The organism is Erythrobacter ani (assembly GCF_019204025.1).
Lineage (GTDB): Bacteria > Pseudomonadota > Alphaproteobacteria > Sphingomonadales > Sphingomonadaceae > Erythrobacter > Erythrobacter ani.
The window spans coordinates 807,500-825,549 of record NZ_JAGSPB010000002.1; the positions used below are offsets into that span (position 1 = coordinate 807,500).

The following is an 18,050-nucleotide window of genomic DNA, read 5'->3' on the forward strand; positions in this document are numbered from 1 at the left end:
GTCTATCGAGCAGCGCTCAACCGAGTTTCTTGCCCTCGAAATCTGCCGCGGAATGACGCTCGCGCATCTGGGTCGCTTCGTCGTCGCCCCAAACCTTGTTGACGATCCGGCCACGCTTGACGGCGGGACGGGCATTGATCTCATGCACCCAGCGCGCGACGTTTTTGTACTCGTCGATCGACAGGAAGGTTTTCGCCTCGTTGTAGATTACGCCGAAAACGAACGGTGCCAGCCAGGGAAAGTTCGCTATATCGGCGATCGTGTATTCGTCGCCGGCAAGGAAGCGGGTCTTGCCGAGTTGCTTGTCCGCGACGTCGAAGATCCGCTTGGTTTCCATGGCGTAGCGGTTGATCGGATACTCGTACTTTTCCGGCGCGTAGGCGTAGAAATGTCCGAATCCACCGCCAATGAAGGGTCCGGTTCCGACCTGCCAGAACACCCAGCTTAGAACTTCAGCGCGGCCAGCCGGATCGCTCGGGAGGAATTCGCCGAACTTCTCGGCGAGGTGAACCAGGATCGCGCCGCTTTCGAAAACCCGGAAAGGTTTGTCGCCGCTCGCATCGATCAGCGCGGGGATCTTCGAGTTCGGGTTGATAGCGACGAAGCCGCTGCTGAATTGCTCGCCTTCCCCGATATTGACCGTGTACGCGTCGTACTCGGCGCCGGTGTGCCCTTTTTCCAAAAGCTCCTCGAGCATGATGGTGGCCTTCACTCCATTGGGCGTTGCGAGCGAATGCAGCTGGAACGGATTGTTGCCGGAGGGTAGTGCCTTGTCCTCCCGCGCGCCGGAAGTCGGGCGATTGATGTTGGCGAAACGTCCACCGGATTCGGTGTCGGAACTCCACACTTCGGGGGGAGTGTATGTAGGATCTGCCATTCTTCGTGTCTCCTTTTCTGGAGGGATTGTTTGTCAATCTGACCCTTGCAAAACGAGTTGGCGTTTCGCTTGAGAAAGCGCAAGCCGGAACCCCGCGACGGTGCGGCGCATTTCCTTTGAGATGGAAAAGCTTATCTATGTCGATGACAGCCTGCCGGGCATCACGCGCAAGGGCGCGGGCACCGGCTTCGCGTATTACGATCCCGAAGGAAAGCTGATCCGCGATCCTCAGGAGCGTGCGCGGCTGAACGCCGTGGCATTGCCGCCGGCATACAGCGATGAATGGTTTTGCCCCGCGCCGAATGGCCACATCCTTGCCACCGGATATGACGACCGCGGTCGCAAGCAATATCGCTATCACCCTGAATTCCGGCGCATGCGCGAAGGCGACAAATTCGATCGCTGCGCAGCATTCGGCCATAAGCTGCCGCTTATCCGTGCGAGGATCGACGACGATCTTTTTCAGCCGGAAATGACCATGACGAAAGCAGTCGCCTGCGTCGTGCGCCTTCTCGATCTGAGCGCGATCCGGGTCGGCAACGAACAATATACCGAAGCGAATGAAAGCTTTGGCGCGACCACCCTGCGCGCCCGGCATGCGGAGATCTCCGCGAACTCCATCTACCTCAATTTCAACGGCAAGGGCGGCAGGGAACGCGAAGTGGAATTGACCGATAACCGTTTGGCCAATGCGGTTCGCCGGATGAAAGACCTGCCAGGCAAGGGAGCAGGGCGACACCTGTTCCGTTACCGCGATGATGCGGGCACCGTTCAGCCCGTAACGTCAGACGCGGTGAACGCTTATATTCAGGAAACGATGGGCGAGGATTTTTCCGCCAAGCATTTCCGCACGTGGCACGCGAGTGTGTTCGCATATGAGAGCCTGGCGAAAGCCCGTGAACATCTGACGATCGGCAATATTCTCGACGAAGTGTCGGCGAAACTAGGCAATACGCCGGCAACAGCGCGCAAGAGCTATATCCATCCCGCCGTTATCGAGCGGGTTTCGGACCAAGCGGAATGGCGCGAAAATCTGCGCCTGCCGCGCTCGACGAAGTGGCTGACCCGGACCGAGCGGGGGTTCCTCGACCTTCTCGAAGAAGGGCCGCCGGCCGAGCAGCTATTAGCTGCCTAGGAAGTGGGTGCGATAGCCGCTAGAGGTTCGGTTCATCACAAGCAGGAGCCCCCGCACGCATGGCCGACACTTCGCACCGCTTTTACGATATGCACGCGCACGGTTTTGTCCGCGTCGCGACGTCCACACCGTGCGTTCGCACCGGCGATGTCGCTTACAATACCAAAGGCGTGATTTCCGAAGCGAAGCGGGCTCACCAGTGCAAGGTCGATCTTCTGGTGTATCCGGAGCTTTGTCTGTCATCTTACGCGATCGACGACCTGCACCTTCAGAACGCGCTGCTGGACCGGGTCGAACAGGCTGTCAGCGAAGTGATCGAAGCATCGGCAGACCTGACCCCGGTTCTGGTCGTGGGCGCTCCGCTGCGCCGCAATTCGAAGCTTTATAATTGCGCGCTTGTAATTGCTGGCGGCGAACTGCTGGGCGTGATCCCGAAAAGCTATCTGCCGAATTACCGCGAATTCTACGAGAAACGCTATTTCGCGCATGGCCGCAACTGCCAGGATCTCTGGATCGCTGTCGCGGGGGAGGAAGTGCCGTTCGGGACCGATCAGGTCTTTGCCGCATCCAACCTGCCCGGCTTCACATTCGGCGTTGAAATTTGCGAAGATTTCTGGTCGCCCAATCCTCCCGGAACGCTGGCCGCGCTCGCGGGAGCGCACATCCTCTGCAACCTTTCCGCTTCCCCGATTACGATCGGACGCGCCGAAGATCGCCACCTGCATTGCCGTTCCAGCTCGTCGCGCTCAATCTGCGCCTACGTATATTCGGCGAGCGGTCACGGGGAAAGCACGACCGACCTCGCATGGGACGGGCAGGGCGTTGTTTACGAAATGGGCGGACTTCTCGCCGAAAGCGTCCGTTTCGATCTCTCGCCCGAGCTCTGCATCGTCGATATCGATACCGACAAGATCGCGGGCGAGCGGATGCGCAACCAGACTTTTTCCGATGCGGCCGAGGCGCATGACCGGCCTGAGGACAGCTTCCGCCGGATCGTTTTTGAGCACGCATACAAAGAAGGCGATATCGGTCTGATGCGGCCGGTGCGCCGCTTCCCGTTCGTGCCGGACAACGCGAAGACGCTGGACGAGGATTGCTACGAGGCTTTCAACATCCAGGTCGATGCGCTGATGCGGCGGATCCAGGCGACCAAGCCCGAAAGCCTTGTCCTAGGTATTTCTGGCGGGCTCGACAGCACGCATGCCCTGATCGTCGCAGCCAAGGCATGCGACAGACTCGGACTGCCGCGCACCACCATTCGCGGTTACACGATGCCAGGTTTCGGCACCTCGGATACAACCAGATCCAACGCCTGGAAGCTCATGGAAGCGATGGGCATCACGGCGGAAGAGATCGATATCAAACCGGCGGCAAAGCTGATGCTGGATGATATCAACCATCCCTTTGCCGGGGGTGAACCGCATTACGATGTGACCTTCGAAAACGTGCAGGCCGGTCTGCGCACGGATTACCTTTTCCGACTTGCCGGCCATCACAACGGCTTTGTCATCGGGACGGGCGACCTGTCGGAGCTGGCGCTTGGCTGGTGCACCTACGGTGTCGGCGATCACATGAGCCATTACGGCGTAAACTCGGGCGTCCCCAAGACGCTGATCCGCTATCTGATCCGCTGGACGATCGAAACGGGTCAATTCAGCGATGCTTGCTGTGAAGTGCTCCAGGCGGTTTACGACACGGTGATTTCACCAGAGCTCGTGCCAGCGGGCGAAGATGGTGAGATGCAATCGACCGAGAGCATGATCGGCCCGTACGAACTGAACGATTTCTTCCTGCATCATACCATTCGCTATGGTCAGCGACCGGGAAAAGTCGCTTTTCTTGCCTATCATGCGTGGCGTGAGGCAAGTGCCGGGCTATGGCCTGCGGGTTTCCCAGAGCACCGCAAGAATGAATACGATCTCGGCGAGATCGCACGCTGGCTGGAAAGCTTCCTGAAGCGGTTCTTTACCTTCAGCCAGTTCAAGCGCAGCGCCATGCCGAACGGTCCGAAGGTCAGTTCGGGCGGCGCGCTCTCGCCGCGCGGTGACTGGCGCGCTCCATCCGACTCGGTGGCGGATGTCTGGCTTGAGGAACTGCGTACCAGCCTGCCTGACGGCACGCTTCCTTCCGATTGACGAAAAACGGCCGGAGCTCTCATTGAAGCTCCGGCCGAATGCGACCCTTGTCGGGCTTGTTTTGGTCAGCCGCGGTCGATCGACAGCCGTCCCGGCCCGAATGCCGCGATGGCGAACATGCCGCCCGCGATGGCGAGGTTTTTCAGGAACAGGGTCATCTCGATCTGTTGTGAAAAGTCGTTGTGGAACACGACCGCGGTCAGCAACGTGAAGATACCGAGCGCGCCAGCCGCATAGCGAGCCTTGAAACCTGCTGCGAGCATCAGCCCGCCAATGAGTTCAAGCGCGACCGTGCCGAAATATACGATCTCCGGAAACGGCATACCTACCGATGCGATGTAGCCAACCGTTCCTTCCATCCCGCTCAGCTTGTTGACGCCGGCGAGGATGAATAGCGCGGCGAGGAGGAGGCGGGCGACCAGCGCCAGACCATCGTGTCCTATGGCGGCCGATTGCCCGGTTCCGAGTTCGTTGCGAGTTACAGTGTTCATAGTGCTCTCCTGAATAAGACTGACGTGCCGGTCAGGCTGCGATCTTTTCGGCCCGGTCGTGGGCAGCGGCAATTTTGGCATCGCCATCCTGGCTCATTATGCCGTCAGCGGCGACCACCTCGACGTCTTTGATCCCCAGAAAGCCGAGGAAGAATGTGAGCCAGCTCGACATGAAATCCATTTCACTGCCAATCGGCGTGCCGCCAGATGCAGCTGCGATATAGGCCTTCTTGCCTTCGAGCAGGCCAACCGGGCCGTTCTCGGTATATTTGAAAGTCGTTCCTGCGCGAGCGACGAGATCGGCCCATGCCTTCACGGTTGCGGGCACTCCGAAATTGTAGACCGGGCTGCTGATGACGATCGTATCGGCGGACTTCAGCTCTTGGATCAGCGTGTCGGCAATCGTGGCGAGCTCCTGTTGTTCGGGCGAGCGTTCGGCATAAGGGGCGAGGTTAGCCGCGAAGCGATCTTCGCTGACGAACGGAAGGTCGTTCCTGGCAAGATCGCGGGTGGTAACGCTTGCTCCGCCATTGCTGGCCAAGCCTTCGACCAGTTTGGTGCCGATGCTGGTGGAGACGCTTTCCGCGCCGCGGATTGAGGCGGTGATGTGAAGAATGTTGGCCATGATATTGTACTCCTTGAAGAAAATAGAAATCCAAATGAGGTGGGCCGACCGGGATGAGGGGGAGGCCGGCCCCGGGGTGAAAGTCAGGCGGCGTCGACCAGGATGATTTCGCTGTCTTCGATTGCGGTTATCGTCACCTCTTCGAGCTGGGTGATGGCGACCCCGTCACGCGCATGTGCTTCGACGTCATCGATCCTCACCGCGCCGGTCGCCGGGACGAGGTAAAGGTGACGGTGTGCTGCACTCGGCGTATAGGTCACACTTTCACCAGCCTTGATCGTCGCGCCCAGTACGCGGGCATCGGTCCTGATAGGTAGTGCGCCTTCATCACGATCGTTGTCGTTAGCCGTACTGGTCGCAAGCGGTACGAATTGCCCGGCACGTTCGCCTTTGGGAAACTCCTTGGCACCCCACGTCGGCTTGCCGCCGCGCTCATCGGGGATGATCCAAATCTGGAAGATCTGCGTGTCGCTGTCTTCCAGATTATACTCAGAATGTTCAATTCCTGCGCCCGCGCTCATAACCTGGACATCGCCTGCCTCGGTGCGGCCTTCATTGCCCATGCTATCGCGGTGAGTGATGGCGCCTTTGCGGACGTAGGTGATGATTTCCATGTCGCTGTGCGGGTGTGTCGGGAATCCGGTTCCGGAGGCGATGGTGTCATCGTTCCACACTCGCAGGCTGCCCCAGTTGACCCGTGCCGGATCGTGATAGCCAGCGAATGAGAAGTGATGATGCGCATCCAGCCATCCGTGGTTGGCGCTGCCGAGGCTGTTGAAAGGACGAAGTTCGATCATTTCGTATCTCCAGTGCGAGCGATCCGAGGGGTGTGTCGCTCTGTTGAGTAGGAGATAGGTCAGTCAGTTCGTTTATATAAGTGAGATAAAACTTGCCAAAATGTTCGGAAAATCTGAATATCGTAGCATGAGGCTCGGTGATCCCACTCTCGATCAACTTCGCATCTTCCTCGCCGTGGTGGAAGAAGGCAGTTTCGGCGGCGCCGCGAGAGCATCTGGCCGCGCGGTCTCCGCGATCAGTTACGGTATCGCACAGTTGGAAGCGCAATTGGCGGTTTCGCTGTTCGAGCGTGAAGGGTCACGCAAGCCGATCCTGACCGAAGCAGGCGAGGGCTTGGTCGCCGAGGCACGAGGAGTAGCGGACCGCGTGGACGCTCTGCTCGCAAAGACGCGATCGCTGCATGCGGGACTGGAAAGCGGTGTCGGGATCGTGATCGACGTGATGGTTCCCGGCGAGCTGACGGCCAAAGTTCTCGGCGAATTTCGCCGCATGTTTCCAACTGTCGCGCTGACGCTCAATGTCGAGGGGCTTGGTGCGGTTGCGGAATGCCTGTTGGATGATCGCGCACAGCTAGCAATCGGTGGCCCGGTCATTGGCGATCACCCCGCCTTGGAGCGGCAGGTGATAGGCGAGATCGAACTGGTGCCAGTTGCGGCCCCCACGCACCCCCTGGCGGCGGAAGGCGTGCAGCCAGGCGAAAGCCGGAAGCACCTGCAGCTGGTTCTCGCTGACAGGTCGGACCTGACCGAAGGCCGCGAGTTTTCCGTGCTGAGCCCGCTAACGTGGCGACTCGGCGATCTCGGTGCGAAGCATTCGCTGCTGAAAGAGGGGCTGGGGTGGGGCAATATGCCTCGCCATCAGGTTTCGGAGGACATTGCCGCGGGTCGGCTGGTCGAACTCGACATTCCGGAGAAACCGGGCGACCTCTATCCGCTCAGCGCGCTATGGCGCCGCGATGACCGACTGGGTCCAGCGGCCAGCTGGCTGATCGATGCTTTCAGGGATGGCTTGCAGGATTAGGGTGCCTTCAGGCTGAGGCGCGTAGCCACTGTTCGGCGTCCTTCGGCGCATCGAAGAATTCGACTTCGACGCCGTCCGTAATCCTTTGATATTGCAGTTTTACGAGAGGCGAGGCCGAGACAACAGCGAACCGCGTCAGGCCGTTTTTCTGTCCCATCAGCAGGCTGTCACGGATTGCAGCGGCCGTTTCGCGGTTCTGCGGCACGAATTCGCGAAGATCACCCAGCGCCGTGAAGGGTTCGCGCGATTTGAGGAAAGGCGACGCGGCCTTGGCCAGATCCGTGAGAAATTGGCCCATGGCCTCCGGCGTCCAGAAACCGCCGACTGCGAAGTGCAGCTCGGCATGGTCGAGATCGACTGAAATTGAATGGACGGGCGCGAGAGTCGACATGAATACCGACATACGCGCGAATACTTAAGATTGACCTACCCTGGGCCAAACACGATGGGTTCGTCTCCGGCTTTCCAAGGCGCGAATTTCGGCATGATCGATTTGAACAGGTCCGAGGACAGGTGGCCATCAAGCCATGTCTGGAGGTGCGGAAGGTCCTGCGCATCGAACCACGCACGATCGGTGTTGGCGAATTGCCGGATGAATGGAAATAGCGCGATGTCGGCTAGGGTAGGCTTCTCACCACAGAGCTGCTCGCGCTCCTCCAGCCGCGCGTCGAGGTCCTCTAGTATCGCAAGCCCTTCGGCGCGGTGATCGACCTTGCCGTGATCTGCTTCATATTCGTAGCGGTTTGGATATTTGTAGCGGTCGAGGTGGTGTTTGAACGGCCCGTCATTGCGCTCGATCAGCGCGTTTTCGTCGCCCTTCATCCATCCTTCGGGGTCACACCTTTTCAATGCCCAGCGCATGACAGCGATACTCTCGTCCACGACTGTTCCATCAGCCATGGCCAGAACTGGGACGGTTGCCTTAGGTGATGTTTCAGCCAGTTCGGGCGGCTTGTCCGAGAGTTTCACTTCGCGCAGTTCCACAGCGATTCCCGCAATCCAGAGCGCCATTCGCGCGCGCATCGCATAAGGGCAGCGGCGAAAACTGTAGAGGATGGGGATCTCGCTCACGGCTGATCAACCGCCCGATGCGGGCAGCGTTCCGACATGCTTTTCGCCGCGCTCGCGCGCCAAGCGGGCCTGCTTCTGTCGCTCGCGATATCGGGCGCGCTGCGCATCAGTGCGCTCCTCGATGCAATGCGGGCAGCTGATCCCCTCCTCGAAATGCTTGCTGGCAATATCCTCGGCGCTGATCGGCCTGCGGCACGCGCGGCACAGCGAATATTCCCCGATTTCGAGGTCGTGTTTCACCGCAACGCGTTCGTCGAACACAAAGCAGTCGCCTTCCCACAGGCTTTCGTCTTCCGGCACTGTTTCGAGGTATTTGAGAATGCCGCCCTTCAGGTGAAAGACATCCTCCACGCCTTCGGACTTGAGGAAACTGGTCGATTTCTCGCATCGAATACCTCCGGTGCAAAACATCGCGACCTTCTTCTTGCCGCTGAGCAGCGCCTCGCGGTGCTCCCGAAACCATTCAGGAAACTCGCCAAAGCTCTGCGTTTCAGGATCGACCGCTCCCTTGAAGGTGCCAATGGCCACTTCGTAATCATTCCGCGTGTCGATCACGACGGTGTCCGGATCGGAGATCAGATCGTTCCAGTCGTCCGGAGAAACATATTGGCCGACGCTCGACGTCGGATCGATGTCGGGCTGTCCCATGGTGACAATCTCGCGCTTCAGCCTGACTTTCATGCGGTTGAAAGGCATTTCCTGCGCGGCCGAGAATTTTACCTCAAGGTCAGCGCAACCGGGCAAGGCCCGGATATGGCCGAGTACAGCGTCCACCTCCGCGCGCGAACCTGCGATTGTGCCATTGATGCCCTCCTTTGCCAGCAGCAACGTGCCGCCGATGCTGTTCGCTTTGCACAGCTTCGCAAGCGGATCTTTAAGCGCGGCAGGATTGTCAAATGGCGTGAATTGGTAAAGCGCGGCCACGCAGACCTTGGGAGGCTTCGTCGATTTGTTCTTATTCTCACGGACCATAGGTCACGCGATTTAGTGTGACAGCACGGCAAGGGCAATGTCGACGTCGAAGGCTCCTCTCACCTCATTCGCTATCCGCAAGCGCAAGTGGCAAGACATGCTTCTCGAACACCTCCTCCGCCTGCTGGTGCGCGCCGCGTTGGCCAAAGTCGATCTTGGTTATCACGGTCACAAGGCCCAGGTCGGGAACTATGATCACCTTGTTGCCTCCAAAGCCGCTCATCTGCGCGGCGCGATAGCTCTGTCCATTGGCGCTGTAATCGCGCAGCCACCATAAATAGCCGTATTCCACCCCGTCCTGTCCGGTGACGTCGGCCTTGGGACTGATCGATTGCGCCACCCAGTCAGGTGTGAGAATCTGTCGCCCTTCAAACGACCCACCATTGGCGTAGAGCCTGCCAACCTTCTCGTAGTCGCGGCTTGTAAGGCCCAGACCCCCGCCGCCCATGGCGAGGCCCAAGGGGCTGAACTGCCATTCTACCGCGCCTATCCCGAGTGGGTCGAACAGGGTGCGGCGCGCAAAATCCTCCATTGGCTCACCCGTTGCGCTCTCTATCACGGCACCCAGCGCTACCGTTCCCGCGGTGCAATAGGAAAAGGACCGGCCATAAGGGCTGTCTTCAGGCTTGGGCACCCAGGCGGGAAACCCGCGGACCGGCAAGTCGAGGAAAAAGCCGACCCAATCCTCGATTATATACATGCGATCTTCCCTGCCGCGCGATGCGGGATTGGAATCGTCGCATTCCAGCGGGCCGCTCATGGTGAGCAGCGCTTCGATCGTCATTGCGTCCTTGCGCGGATCGGGGTTGGCCGGTGTGTGAAGGATATGATCGAGCACCGGCTCCCCTACCGTTCCGATATGACCTTCTTGGATCGCCAGGCCAATCAACGCCCCCGTGATTGTCTTGGTCACCGATCGCGTGTTGCGAAGTGCATCGGGTTCATCGTCGAAATAATTTTCGTGGAGGATCTCGCCATCGCGGCTGACGACGATGCTGCTGATCATGCCATATTCGTTGGCAGCAACGATGTCGTCCAGGGCCGACCAGTTCGCAGCAGGCTCGGCGTTTGCGGAATGGGCGCTCAGCGATAGCGCGGCGGCGCAGCCAAAAGCTGCAAGGCATGGTGTGTTGTTCATGCAATACTCTTAGCGCGGCGCGCGGGGCCGGTCTTGGAAAAATCTAACCCTGCCCGCGATTTCGGAGCCGCCATTGCGCGGGCGAGCAGGCCATGGCCTTGCGAAAGCGCGCGCTCATATGCGCCTGATCGTAGAAGCCGAAGCGCGCAGCGAGGTCGACGAGCGGCTCGTCGCAGGCGGTGACTGCCACGGCGCAAAGCTCGATCTGCCGCGCATTTGCCATTTGCGAAGGCGAACAGCCGAACCGCGTGCGAAAGGCGCGCGGCAAGTGGTTTGGATGAACGTCGGCGATGCGTGCGAGATCGGCCATGGTCAGCGCCCACGGCTCGCCCGATTGCCGGATCGCATCGAAGGCACGCTCAATCCCGGCGGGTATCCCGTCGAGATCCTGTGGGCGTTCACATTCGAACAGCGTCGCGAGCGCGGCCAGGTCGTCTTCAAGTTCGAACGCGGTTTTTGCGTTGAGATCGCGGGCGAGCCGGTGGCAGAATTGCAGGACCGGAGCCGAGAGGGCATGCCGCACATGATTCTCCGCCAGCCCTTCGATGTTCAGATCGATTGCCATGAAGGAACCGCGCCCGGTGACGAAATGATCGCGGTGATAGGTGCCGGGCGGATTGAGCACCGCAACCGGGCGGTCGATAAAACCATTCTCGCCAGTGATCGGCGTTACATAAGGCCCGCTGGTGACGAAGACGATATGGGCATGTGTGTGGCCATGAGGGTTCACTGCCTCTGGCGGCGCGTTGGCTTCATGCAGCTGAAAAATCCCCTTCGCAACTGCTTTGCGGCAAAGCTCTCTGCCCCAGTAGCCAGTCGCCTCATTCCGGCGGGCATTGGGATCAGTGGCCAGCATTCAAATCCGCATGACCCAGCCGTGCTTATCATCGACCTTGCCGTGCTGCACTCCGACCAGTTTTTCGCGCATCTTCGCGGCCATCTGGCCGATACCGCCGGTGCCGATGGTAAACTCGCCAGAAGGTGAAGCGACCGTGCCGACGGGGGTCACCACCGCTGCGGTTCCGCAGGCGAGCGTTTCGAGCAGTTCGCCGCTTTCCGCCTCTTCGCGCCACTGGGTTATCGAATATTGCTCTTCGCGCACCTCGAGGCCTTCCTCGCGCAGCATCGCGATCAGGCTGTCGCGCGTGATGCCGGGAAGGATTGTGCCGGTAAGGGGCGGGGTGATGACGCTGCCGTCTGCGCGCACGAAGAACAGGTTCATGCCGCCGAGCTCTTCGACCCACTTGTTTTCGATGGCGTCGAGGAACACAACCTGATCGCAGCCCTTCGAAATGGCCTCGGCTTGCGGAACCAGGCTCGCGGCGTAATTTCCGCCGGTCTTGGCCGCGCCGGTGCCGCCGGGGGCTGCACGAACATAATCCTGACTGACCCAGATCTTGACCGGGTTAACCCCGTTTTTGAAGTAATTGCCCGAAGAGACGAGGATCACGACAAACTTGTACTGCTTTGCCGGACGCACGCCCAAGAAGGCTTCCGAGGCATACATGAAGGGCCGGATATAGAGCGAGCCGCCCTCGATCGGGGGCATCCACTTGGCGTCGGTCAGGACCGCCTCGCGCACGGCGGCGAGGAAGGTCTCTTCCGGGATTTCCGGCATCGCCATGCGCCGCGCGCTGTCATTGAAACGCGCTGCATTCGCCTCGGGCCGGAACAGCGCCAGACCGCCATCTGCATGCGCGAAGGCTTTCATGCCTTCGAAAATTTCCTGCGCATAATGCAGGACGCTGGAGGCAGGATCCATCGGGATCGCCTCCCGAGGGCCGATCTGCGGTGTCTGCCAGCCGCCCTTCGCCTCGTCATAATCGATCGTGACCATGTGATCGGTGAAGACCGTGCCGAATCCGGGATCGGCAATTCTCGCTTCGCGAACATCGTCCGGCGTCGGCGAGGGGTGAGGGATGCGGGTGAATTCCATGGGGTGCGCAGATAATGCGGCGCGGGGAAAGGGGCAAGATATGAAAAGGGCGGCTCTCGCCCGTAGGAGAACCGCCCTTTCATGGTCAGCGGCCGGAAGTGCCGCTCACGAAACCTCACTCGGTAAGGAAAATGTTACCGAATATGCTCCGTAGGGATCTTCACCGACCTCGCTACTGAACCATGAGACATCGGATCACCTCCTTTCGCGCTTGAAAGCCAAGACCGCACCGTATCACCGGGGGCCGAAGTTCGCGTTCGCCGCTAACCTCATGCACATAATTGAGTCGTATGGGGCACGAACACAAGACTTGAAAAAAACTTTTCCCACGTCAGTATGGAACGCCGTTGCGCCGCCGCGACGATTTTGCGCCCGAGGGGAAACCCCGGGCGTTGGTGTTTCCGGGCCGGGATTGCCGCACGCTTCTGTCGATACTGTGGAAAGCCGAAAAAGAATCGGCGATGCTCTCGCCGGGGGCCGCGATCTAGCGGCAGTCTTCGATCACGCGGCCGACTTCGACCCATGCCGGGACATAGAGCGTCGGCAACCCTTGGGTCTGGACTGCAAAGCGTCCCTTGGTGATCGCCATCGCATCGAGCAGGGGATCGCCCGCAAACAGGATCGCGGCGAGCATAGGGCGGCGACTATCGATCGGGTCAGCCTGCATTGATCGTTCGGTCGTCTCCGTTTCAATCCGCATGACACGCGGCGATGCCTCGGACGTTTCCACAATACGGGCGATGCCGATATTTCCGCTCCCCTTGTCGCACCGGATGATAAGAGCAGGATTCGCCGTGTTCGGACCGAATATGGCCAGGGATTCGCTTTGCTCGTCGACATAGGTCCAGGTCCCATTGGTCGCCGGAGCGTCGAGATAATTCGTATATTCCGGCTCCTGCGCTGCCGGCATGGGAGCCGGAGTTGGAGCGGGTGCAGCTCTCGGAGCGGGAGTAGGCGCAGGCGCTTGCTCGGGCCTTGGCCGTGGTGAGGGCTGCGGTGCCGGAATCGAGGTCGCAGGTGCCGTGCTGGCGGTCTGTGTCGGGATATCGACTGAAGGGATGCAGGCAGCGATGCCAAAGGTTAGGGCGATCGCGCCTGCGGCGTGGAAGTAGACTGCTTTCATGCGACTTCAATGCGCGCTAACGCCTTTTGGGTCCATGACGAAAACACAAAAACCATCGAAAAAGAAACGCGCCGACCATCTGCTCGTCGAGCGTGATTTGGTCGAGAGCCGGACCCGCGCGCAGGCGCTCATCATGGCGGGCACCGTGTTTTCCGGCGAGAGCAAGATCGAAAAACCCGGCCAGCAGCTCGCCGAAGACGCGCCGCTCGAAGTGCGCGGGCGGGACCATCCGTGGGTAAGCCGCGGCGGGATAAAGCTGGCTCACGCGATCGATCATTTTGGGCTCGATCCGGTTGGCGCTGTGGCTATGGATGTCGGCAGTTCCACCGGAGGTTTCACCGATGTGCTACTGACCAAGGGAGCTTCCCATGTCTTCGCGGTCGACAGCGGCACCAACCAGCTCGCCTGGAAATTGCGGCAGGATGACCGGGTCACGGTCTACGAGCAGACCAGTGCCCGCATTCTAAAGCCGGAACAGTTCGACCGACCGATCGACTGGGTGGTCTGCGATGCAAGCTTCATCAGCCTGTCGAAAGTGCTCGAGCGTCCGCTTGAACTCGCGGCACCACGATGCCGTTTGGTTGCGCTCATCAAGCCCCAATTCGAGGTCGCGCGCGAGGAGGTGGGCAAGGGCGGGGTGGTGCGCGACGCAGCCTTGCACGAGCGCGTTTGCAAAGAAGTTCGCGAATGGCTCGAAAGGCTCGGCTGGGACATTCAGGGTATCGCGCAAAGCCCGATAACCGGCCCACAAGGCAATGTGGAATTTCTGATCAGCGCAGCTCGCGGCTGATGGTCAGGCCATTTCGAGGCTGCTGATCTTTTCGTCGAGATCAATCGGAATCTGCGAAAGCACTTCTACTCCGCTTTCTTTTTCATACGCCTTTTCGCCATGTTCGGCGATGAGCTCCGCGTGCTTGGCGTCACGCTGCCGCAAAAGCTCGGCAATCTCTTCGCGATAAAGTGCAACCATCGCGGTGACGAACCGATTGACGAGGCCGTCTTCCTTGGTCTTGTCGACATTGAAGGCGGGCAAGTGCTCAATCATGACGTCTGCCGGATACAGAAATTCGTTCGTGACATAACGATTCACCGTGAACCACGCGCGCGGGATGCCGACGGTGTCGATGGATAGTCCGATCAGGTGCGTAACATGAGCTTTCGCCTCTTCGCCCTGCGGCGGCCAGACTTTCGGCTCCAACCCTTCGGGCAGTTGGGTGCGGTGCAGGAAGAGGTGGAAATGGCCGTGCTCGTCCTTGTCCCGGCTGCCTGCAGCGTGAACATGATAGTACCAGCGCGACTGGCAATCGGCATCACGGGCATCCTTGGGCGGATAATGCGACCAGAACGTCACATTGTCTTCCGGCACGACGCGCAGCATCAGCGGTTTCTGTTCCTGCGCCATCGCGGTGATGGTTTCGATGACGGTCTGCGCGGCTTCGATCTGGTTCATGATGCTGGAGATAGAAAGCAAAACGGCCGACAGCAACAGGTGTTGCCATCGGCCGAATGCATTTAAGCGTTTGTGCGAGGCTTATGCAGCGCCGCAGCAGCCGTCTGCGGCACAGCAGCTAGCGGCACAGCAAGCAGCTGCACAGCAACCAGCGGCGCAGCAAGCTTCAGCGGCACAGCAAGCGACTTCAGCAGCGGCGCAGCAAGCAGCTTCTGCAACTTCTTCAGCAGCGGCACATGCGCTCAGAGCGGTTTCGTCAGCAGCGGTGCCAGCGTCGTCAGCGGGGGCCGAGCAAGCGGAGGTTGCAACAGCGAGACCGCCAGCGACTGCAAGCATCGAAGCGAAATTGGTCTTTTTCATTAAATCGTTCCCCAATATGAGCTCCCATCGAGCCCTTACATAAGGTGGGACGCGCGGGTGGATGAATCTTGCCGAGGTGCGTCCCGAATCGCGGCAAGAATGTGGCGAAGCTATCACAATGCTTGGGAAACGCACACGCCTTTAATCTCGAATAGCTGAATTCGCCTGAAATCTGCGATTTTGAGTGCTTGACTCGAGGCCAAGCGTGGGAAAATTGGCACTCAGGTTAACAGCATGTATTGGGCGAATGCAGTGACGTTCATACGAATCGCACTGTCTCAGATACGGGGTCGCACGCAAATCTGACTTAATCGCACGCGCAGAATACTGCGACGCGCATCAGCCCGTCCCTTGCAGGAGAGCGAATGAACATTCTGGCTTCGAAAGAGCAATTGCGAGCGAGTTTCTTGAGGTGGGCCCTCTTTCTCGTGCCTCTCATCGTATTGCTCGGCTTCATATCAGGCCAATTGGGCAATCCTTCGACACAATGGTTTCAGGGTCTCACGAAACCTGCGATTTTCCCGCCGCCCGCGATCTTTGGGGTCGTATGGACGGTATTGTGGTTGATGATCGGGTTCGCCGTCGCCTTGGTCGCAAGCGCCTGGGGCGCGCGGGGCAGAGGCATCGCGCTTATCGCTTTTGCGCTTCATTTCCTCGGCACGCTTGCGTGGACGCCGGTATTCTTCGGCCTACAGGACATGACGAGTGCGCTTTACGTCTTGATGTACGCTGCGATCACTTTGCTGATCGTGATCGTACTGTTCTGGAAGGTTCGGCGGACAGCGGCGCTGCTGCTGGTCCCGTATTTCTGCTGGGTCTGTTTCGCGGCCGCGCTCAATTACCAGTTCATCGCTGAAAACCCGGATGGCGGCGTGGACGATGAAAGCGGCGCCGCAGTAGAGATCACACTGTAGAGATCGGTCTGGACAAAGCGCTGCGGCATGACCAAATAGCGCCCATGCAAAGCGAAAATCCGATCATCGCCGACTTCGTCAAACTCGCCAACAGCGCCGCCGGAACCATGGCCGGCATGACGCGCGAAGCCCGTGAGGGCGCACGCGAACGCTTGCGCGAGGCCATGGGCGGGATGGATTTCGTCAGCCGTGAAGAATTCGATACGGTAAAAGCGATGGCGCAAAAGGCACGCGAGCAGGCCGACGCCCTCGAAGCGAAAGTCGCCGAGCTCGAAGCCAAGCTGGCCGGCAAGTAACCGCCGCGCCGATGAGGGTGCGTCCGTGATCATCCGCGCTCCGGCGATACTCGTCGCATCACGGGCTCACGGCGAAACAGGGACGATCGCGCGGCTTCTCACTGAAGAACACGGTCTTGTTGCAGGTTATGTCGCTGGCGGGCGTGGACGCCAGCTTCGACCTATCATGATTCCCGGCAACCGCGTGGCGATGGATCTGCGCGCAAAATCCGACAGCCAATTGCCCTTCGCCCGGTTAGAACTACAAGAAAGCCGTGGCCCGTGGATGACAGAGCCGCTACCCGCAGCTGCGATCACATGGGGCTGCGCGCTCACTGCCAGCACCTTGCCAGAGCGGAACCCGTATCCTTCGCTCTATCAGGCGCTCGACGCGCTGCTGACGGCGATCTGCCATGCCCCGTCCGCGCGCGGCTGGCTTGCGGCAATGGTCACTTACGAAGCGATGTTGCTGCGCGAGCTCGGCTATGGCGGTGCAAAGCCCGACATGGCGGGCGACCTCGAGGTGCAGATCCAGGCCTTTCGCGATCTTCACACCCCGATTGCGCGCTACTTGCTTGCCGACGCCAAAACGGATGTTATGGCCGCACGTGTTGCGCTCGGTGAGCGGTTGGTGCGGATGGTGGAGTGATGGGCGGATGAAAATCGCGGTACTACCCGGCGACGGGATCGGGCCTGAGGTAACGCGGGAGGCCGTAAAGGTGCTCGAGGCGCTCGACCTTCCCGGGCTCACTCTGTTTGACGGCGATGTCGGCGGCGTCGCTTATAGCCGCCACGGTCATCCACTTCCGCAAGAAACGTTGACAATGGCACGCGAGTGCGACGCGGTTCTGTTCGGCGCGGTGGGCGATCCCTCATGTGACGGACTGGAGCGGCATTTGCGGCCCGAACAGGCGGTGCTCGGCCTGCGCAAGGAGCTCGGTCTGTTTGCTAACCTGCGACCCGCCAAGGTTTTCAAGGGATTGGAGCATCTCTCCCCGCTCAAGCCCGAGATTGCCGCCGATTTCGACATCCTGTTCGTGCGCGAGCTGACCGGCGACGTCTATTTCGGCGAAAAGGGCGAGCGCATCGGCATCGACGGCAGCCGGGAAGGTTGGGACACGATGTCCTATTCTGCGAAGGAAGTCAGCCGCATTGCGCAGGTCGCATTCCGCGCCGCGCGAGCTGGCAATTGCCGCGTGTGCAGCGTGGACAAGGCGAACGTCCTCGAAACCAGCCAGGTCTGGCGCGACACCGTGATCGAGGCCGCAGGATCGCATCCCGATATCGACCTGACACATATGTATGTCGACAATGCCGCGATGCAGATCATCAGCAAACCGGCGCAGTTCGGCGTGATCCTGACGGGCAATCTGTTCGGCGATATTTTGTCCGATCTTGCCAGCGCGGCGGTTGGTTCCATCGGCCTTTTGCCCAGTGCTTCGATGGGAGCGCGTGAGACGGCGCACGGTATCTTCGGCCTGTACGAACCGATCCACGGCAGCGCGCCCGACATTGCCGGGCAGGGTAGGGCCAACCCGATGGCGACGATCCTTTCGGCCGCGATGATGCTCCGCCATTCCTTTGGCCGCGAGGCGGAGGCGGCGGCCATCGAAGCCGCGGTAGGCAGGGCGTTGGCAGACGGCATCCGCGGCGGTGATCTTGGCGGGGAGCACGGCTGCAAGGAAATCGGCGCTGCGGTCCGCGAACGCCTTTGACACTGGCGAAGGCCC

Annotated in this window: 20 protein-coding genes; 8 read left to right on the plus strand and 12 right to left on the minus strand. The window is 60.0% G+C overall.

Features of this window, described 5'->3' with window-relative positions:
• Nucleotides 1-16: 16 nt before the first annotated feature.
• Nucleotides 17-877 carry a glutathione-dependent disulfide-bond oxidoreductase gene (gene yghU / locus KCG45_RS10810; protein ID WP_218317235.1) on the minus strand — a complete coding sequence of 287 codons (861 nt, stop codon included), beginning with the start codon at nucleotides 875-877 and terminating at the stop codon, nucleotides 17-19.
• Between the two features lie 121 nt (nucleotides 878-998).
• Between yghU and KCG45_RS10815 the strand changes: the two genes are divergently transcribed.
• Entirely contained in the window at nucleotides 999-2,012 is a 1,014-nt protein-coding gene (locus KCG45_RS10815) for a DNA topoisomerase IB (protein ID WP_218317236.1), read from the plus strand.
• A 59-nt stretch (nucleotides 2,013-2,071) separates the two neighbouring features.
• The gene (locus KCG45_RS10820) at nucleotides 2,072-4,147 is read left to right on the plus strand and encodes an NAD(+) synthase (RefSeq protein ID WP_218317237.1); all 2,076 of its coding nucleotides are present in this window, start codon (nucleotides 2,072-2,074) and stop codon (nucleotides 4,145-4,147) included.
• Between the two features lie 65 nt (nucleotides 4,148-4,212).
• Here KCG45_RS10820 and KCG45_RS10825 read toward each other — a convergent pair whose 3' ends face one another.
• The 3 genes from KCG45_RS10825 to KCG45_RS10835 form a co-directional block, all read right to left on the minus strand.
• Nucleotides 4,213-4,638: a DoxX family protein gene (locus tag KCG45_RS10825; protein WP_218317238.1), complete on the minus strand. Its 426-nt coding sequence runs from the start codon at nucleotides 4,636-4,638 to the stop codon at nucleotides 4,213-4,215.
• A 31-nt stretch (nucleotides 4,639-4,669) separates the two neighbouring features.
• Nucleotides 4,670-5,263: an FMN-dependent NADH-azoreductase gene (locus KCG45_RS10830; RefSeq protein WP_218317239.1), complete on the minus strand. Its 594-nt coding sequence runs from the start codon at nucleotides 5,261-5,263 to the stop codon at nucleotides 4,670-4,672.
• 83 nt (nucleotides 5,264-5,346) lie between these two features.
• Nucleotides 5,347-6,060, minus strand: coding sequence for a pirin family protein (locus KCG45_RS10835; RefSeq protein ID WP_218317240.1), 714 nt, complete (start codon nucleotides 6,058-6,060; stop codon nucleotides 5,347-5,349).
• A 127-nt stretch (nucleotides 6,061-6,187) separates the two neighbouring features.
• Here KCG45_RS10835 and KCG45_RS10840 point away from each other — a divergent pair, with 127 nt between their 5' ends.
• Nucleotides 6,188-7,081 (plus strand): LysR family transcriptional regulator, encoded by an 894-nt coding sequence (locus KCG45_RS10840; protein ID WP_218317241.1) that lies wholly within the window; start codon nucleotides 6,188-6,190, stop codon nucleotides 7,079-7,081.
• Between the two features lie 7 nt (nucleotides 7,082-7,088).
• Here KCG45_RS10840 and KCG45_RS10845 read toward each other — a convergent pair whose 3' ends face one another.
• The 7 genes from KCG45_RS10845 to KCG45_RS10875 form a co-directional block, all read right to left on the minus strand.
• Complete coding sequence (locus KCG45_RS10845; RefSeq protein ID WP_218317242.1) at nucleotides 7,089-7,472, minus strand: hypothetical protein; 384 nt, start codon at nucleotides 7,470-7,472, stop codon at nucleotides 7,089-7,091.
• Between the two features lie 35 nt (nucleotides 7,473-7,507).
• Nucleotides 7,508-8,152 carry a glutathione S-transferase gene (locus tag KCG45_RS10850; RefSeq protein ID WP_218317243.1) on the minus strand — a complete coding sequence of 215 codons (645 nt, stop codon included), beginning with the start codon at nucleotides 8,150-8,152 and terminating at the stop codon, nucleotides 7,508-7,510.
• A 6-nt stretch (nucleotides 8,153-8,158) separates the two neighbouring features.
• The gene (trhO, locus tag KCG45_RS10855) at nucleotides 8,159-9,124 is read right to left on the minus strand and encodes an oxygen-dependent tRNA uridine(34) hydroxylase TrhO (protein WP_218317244.1); all 966 of its coding nucleotides are present in this window, start codon (nucleotides 9,122-9,124) and stop codon (nucleotides 8,159-8,161) included.
• 64 nt (nucleotides 9,125-9,188) lie between these two features.
• Nucleotides 9,189-10,262 (minus strand): serine hydrolase domain-containing protein, encoded by a 1,074-nt coding sequence (locus KCG45_RS10860; RefSeq protein ID WP_218317245.1) that lies wholly within the window; start codon nucleotides 10,260-10,262, stop codon nucleotides 9,189-9,191.
• A gap of 43 nt (nucleotides 10,263-10,305) precedes the next feature.
• Nucleotides 10,306-11,118 (minus strand): helix-turn-helix domain-containing protein, encoded by an 813-nt coding sequence (locus KCG45_RS10865; protein WP_218317246.1) that lies wholly within the window; start codon nucleotides 11,116-11,118, stop codon nucleotides 10,306-10,308.
• Nucleotides 11,119-12,198, minus strand: coding sequence for a branched-chain amino acid aminotransferase (locus KCG45_RS10870; RefSeq protein ID WP_218317247.1), 1,080 nt, complete (start codon nucleotides 12,196-12,198; stop codon nucleotides 11,119-11,121).
• A 484-nt stretch (nucleotides 12,199-12,682) separates the two neighbouring features.
• Nucleotides 12,683-13,321, minus strand: coding sequence for a hypothetical protein (locus KCG45_RS10875; protein ID WP_218317248.1), 639 nt, complete (start codon nucleotides 13,319-13,321; stop codon nucleotides 12,683-12,685).
• Between the two features lie 34 nt (nucleotides 13,322-13,355).
• On the opposite strand from KCG45_RS10875, the gene KCG45_RS10880 reads away from it, so the two are divergent.
• Nucleotides 13,356-14,111 carry a TlyA family RNA methyltransferase gene (locus tag KCG45_RS10880; protein WP_218317249.1) on the plus strand — a complete coding sequence of 252 codons (756 nt, stop codon included), beginning with the start codon at nucleotides 13,356-13,358 and terminating at the stop codon, nucleotides 14,109-14,111.
• A gap of 3 nt (nucleotides 14,112-14,114) precedes the next feature.
• Here KCG45_RS10880 and KCG45_RS10885 read toward each other — a convergent pair whose 3' ends face one another.
• The gene (locus tag KCG45_RS10885; protein WP_255548135.1) at nucleotides 14,115-14,807 is read right to left on the minus strand and encodes a DUF6969 family protein; all 693 of its coding nucleotides are present in this window, start codon (nucleotides 14,805-14,807) and stop codon (nucleotides 14,115-14,117) included.
• A gap of 689 nt (nucleotides 14,808-15,496) precedes the next feature.
• Here KCG45_RS10885 and KCG45_RS10890 point away from each other — a divergent pair.
• From KCG45_RS10890 to leuB, 4 genes are read left to right on the plus strand one after another with little or no spacing between them, the layout of a single operon-like run.
• Complete coding sequence (locus tag KCG45_RS10890) at nucleotides 15,497-16,045, plus strand: TspO/MBR family protein (RefSeq protein ID WP_218317250.1); 549 nt, start codon at nucleotides 15,497-15,499, stop codon at nucleotides 16,043-16,045.
• A gap of 44 nt (nucleotides 16,046-16,089) precedes the next feature.
• Nucleotides 16,090-16,341, plus strand: coding sequence for an accessory factor UbiK family protein (locus KCG45_RS10895; RefSeq protein WP_218317251.1), 252 nt, complete (start codon nucleotides 16,090-16,092; stop codon nucleotides 16,339-16,341).
• Between the two features lie 25 nt (nucleotides 16,342-16,366).
• A complete protein-coding gene (recO, locus tag KCG45_RS10900; protein ID WP_218317252.1) occupies nucleotides 16,367-16,969 on the plus strand; it encodes a DNA repair protein RecO in 603 nt (200 codons plus the stop codon).
• A 7-nt stretch (nucleotides 16,970-16,976) separates the two neighbouring features.
• Nucleotides 16,977-18,035, plus strand: a complete 1,059-nt coding sequence (gene leuB, locus KCG45_RS10905) for a 3-isopropylmalate dehydrogenase (protein ID WP_218317253.1) — start codon at nucleotides 16,977-16,979, stop codon at nucleotides 18,033-18,035.
• The last annotated feature ends 15 nt before the right edge of the window (nucleotides 18,036-18,050 follow it).

Excerpts from the sequence above, each read along its gene's own strand:
- yghU (WP_218317235.1), bottom strand. The coding sequence starts at position 877 with ATGGCAGATCCTACATACACTCCCCCCGAAGTGTGGAGTTCCGACACC.
- KCG45_RS10815 (WP_218317236.1), top strand. The coding sequence starts at position 999 with ATGGAAAAGCTTATCTATGTCGATGACAGCCTGCCGGGCATCACGCGC.
- KCG45_RS10820 (WP_218317237.1), top strand. The coding sequence starts at position 2,072 with ATGGCCGACACTTCGCACCGCTTTTACGATATGCACGCGCACGGTTTT.
- KCG45_RS10825 (WP_218317238.1), bottom strand. The coding sequence starts at position 4,638 with ATGAACACTGTAACTCGCAACGAACTCGGAACCGGGCAATCGGCCGCC.
- KCG45_RS10830 (WP_218317239.1), bottom strand. The coding sequence starts at position 5,263 with ATGGCCAACATTCTTCACATCACCGCCTCAATCCGCGGCGCGGAAAGC.
- KCG45_RS10835 (WP_218317240.1), bottom strand. The coding sequence starts at position 6,060 with ATGATCGAACTTCGTCCTTTCAACAGCCTCGGCAGCGCCAACCACGGA.
- KCG45_RS10840 (WP_218317241.1), top strand. The coding sequence starts at position 6,188 with ATGAGGCTCGGTGATCCCACTCTCGATCAACTTCGCATCTTCCTCGCC.
- KCG45_RS10845 (WP_218317242.1), bottom strand. The coding sequence starts at position 7,472 with ATGTCGACTCTCGCGCCCGTCCATTCAATTTCAGTCGATCTCGACCAT.
- trhO (WP_218317244.1), bottom strand. The coding sequence starts at position 9,124 with ATGGTCCGTGAGAATAAGAACAAATCGACGAAGCCTCCCAAGGTCTGC.
- KCG45_RS10860 (WP_218317245.1), bottom strand. The coding sequence starts at position 10,262 with ATGAACAACACACCATGCCTTGCAGCTTTTGGCTGCGCCGCCGCGCTA.
- KCG45_RS10865 (WP_218317246.1), bottom strand. The coding sequence starts at position 11,118 with ATGCTGGCCACTGATCCCAATGCCCGCCGGAATGAGGCGACTGGCTAC.
- KCG45_RS10870 (WP_218317247.1), bottom strand. The coding sequence starts at position 12,198 with ATGGAATTCACCCGCATCCCTCACCCCTCGCCGACGCCGGACGATGTT.
- KCG45_RS10875 (WP_218317248.1), bottom strand. The coding sequence starts at position 13,321 with ATGAAAGCAGTCTACTTCCACGCCGCAGGCGCGATCGCCCTAACCTTT.
- KCG45_RS10880 (WP_218317249.1), top strand. The coding sequence starts at position 13,356 with ATGACGAAAACACAAAAACCATCGAAAAAGAAACGCGCCGACCATCTG.
- KCG45_RS10890 (WP_218317250.1), top strand. The coding sequence starts at position 15,497 with ATGAACATTCTGGCTTCGAAAGAGCAATTGCGAGCGAGTTTCTTGAGG.
- KCG45_RS10895 (WP_218317251.1), top strand. The coding sequence starts at position 16,090 with ATGCAAAGCGAAAATCCGATCATCGCCGACTTCGTCAAACTCGCCAAC.
- leuB (WP_218317253.1), top strand. The coding sequence starts at position 16,977 with ATGAAAATCGCGGTACTACCCGGCGACGGGATCGGGCCTGAGGTAACG.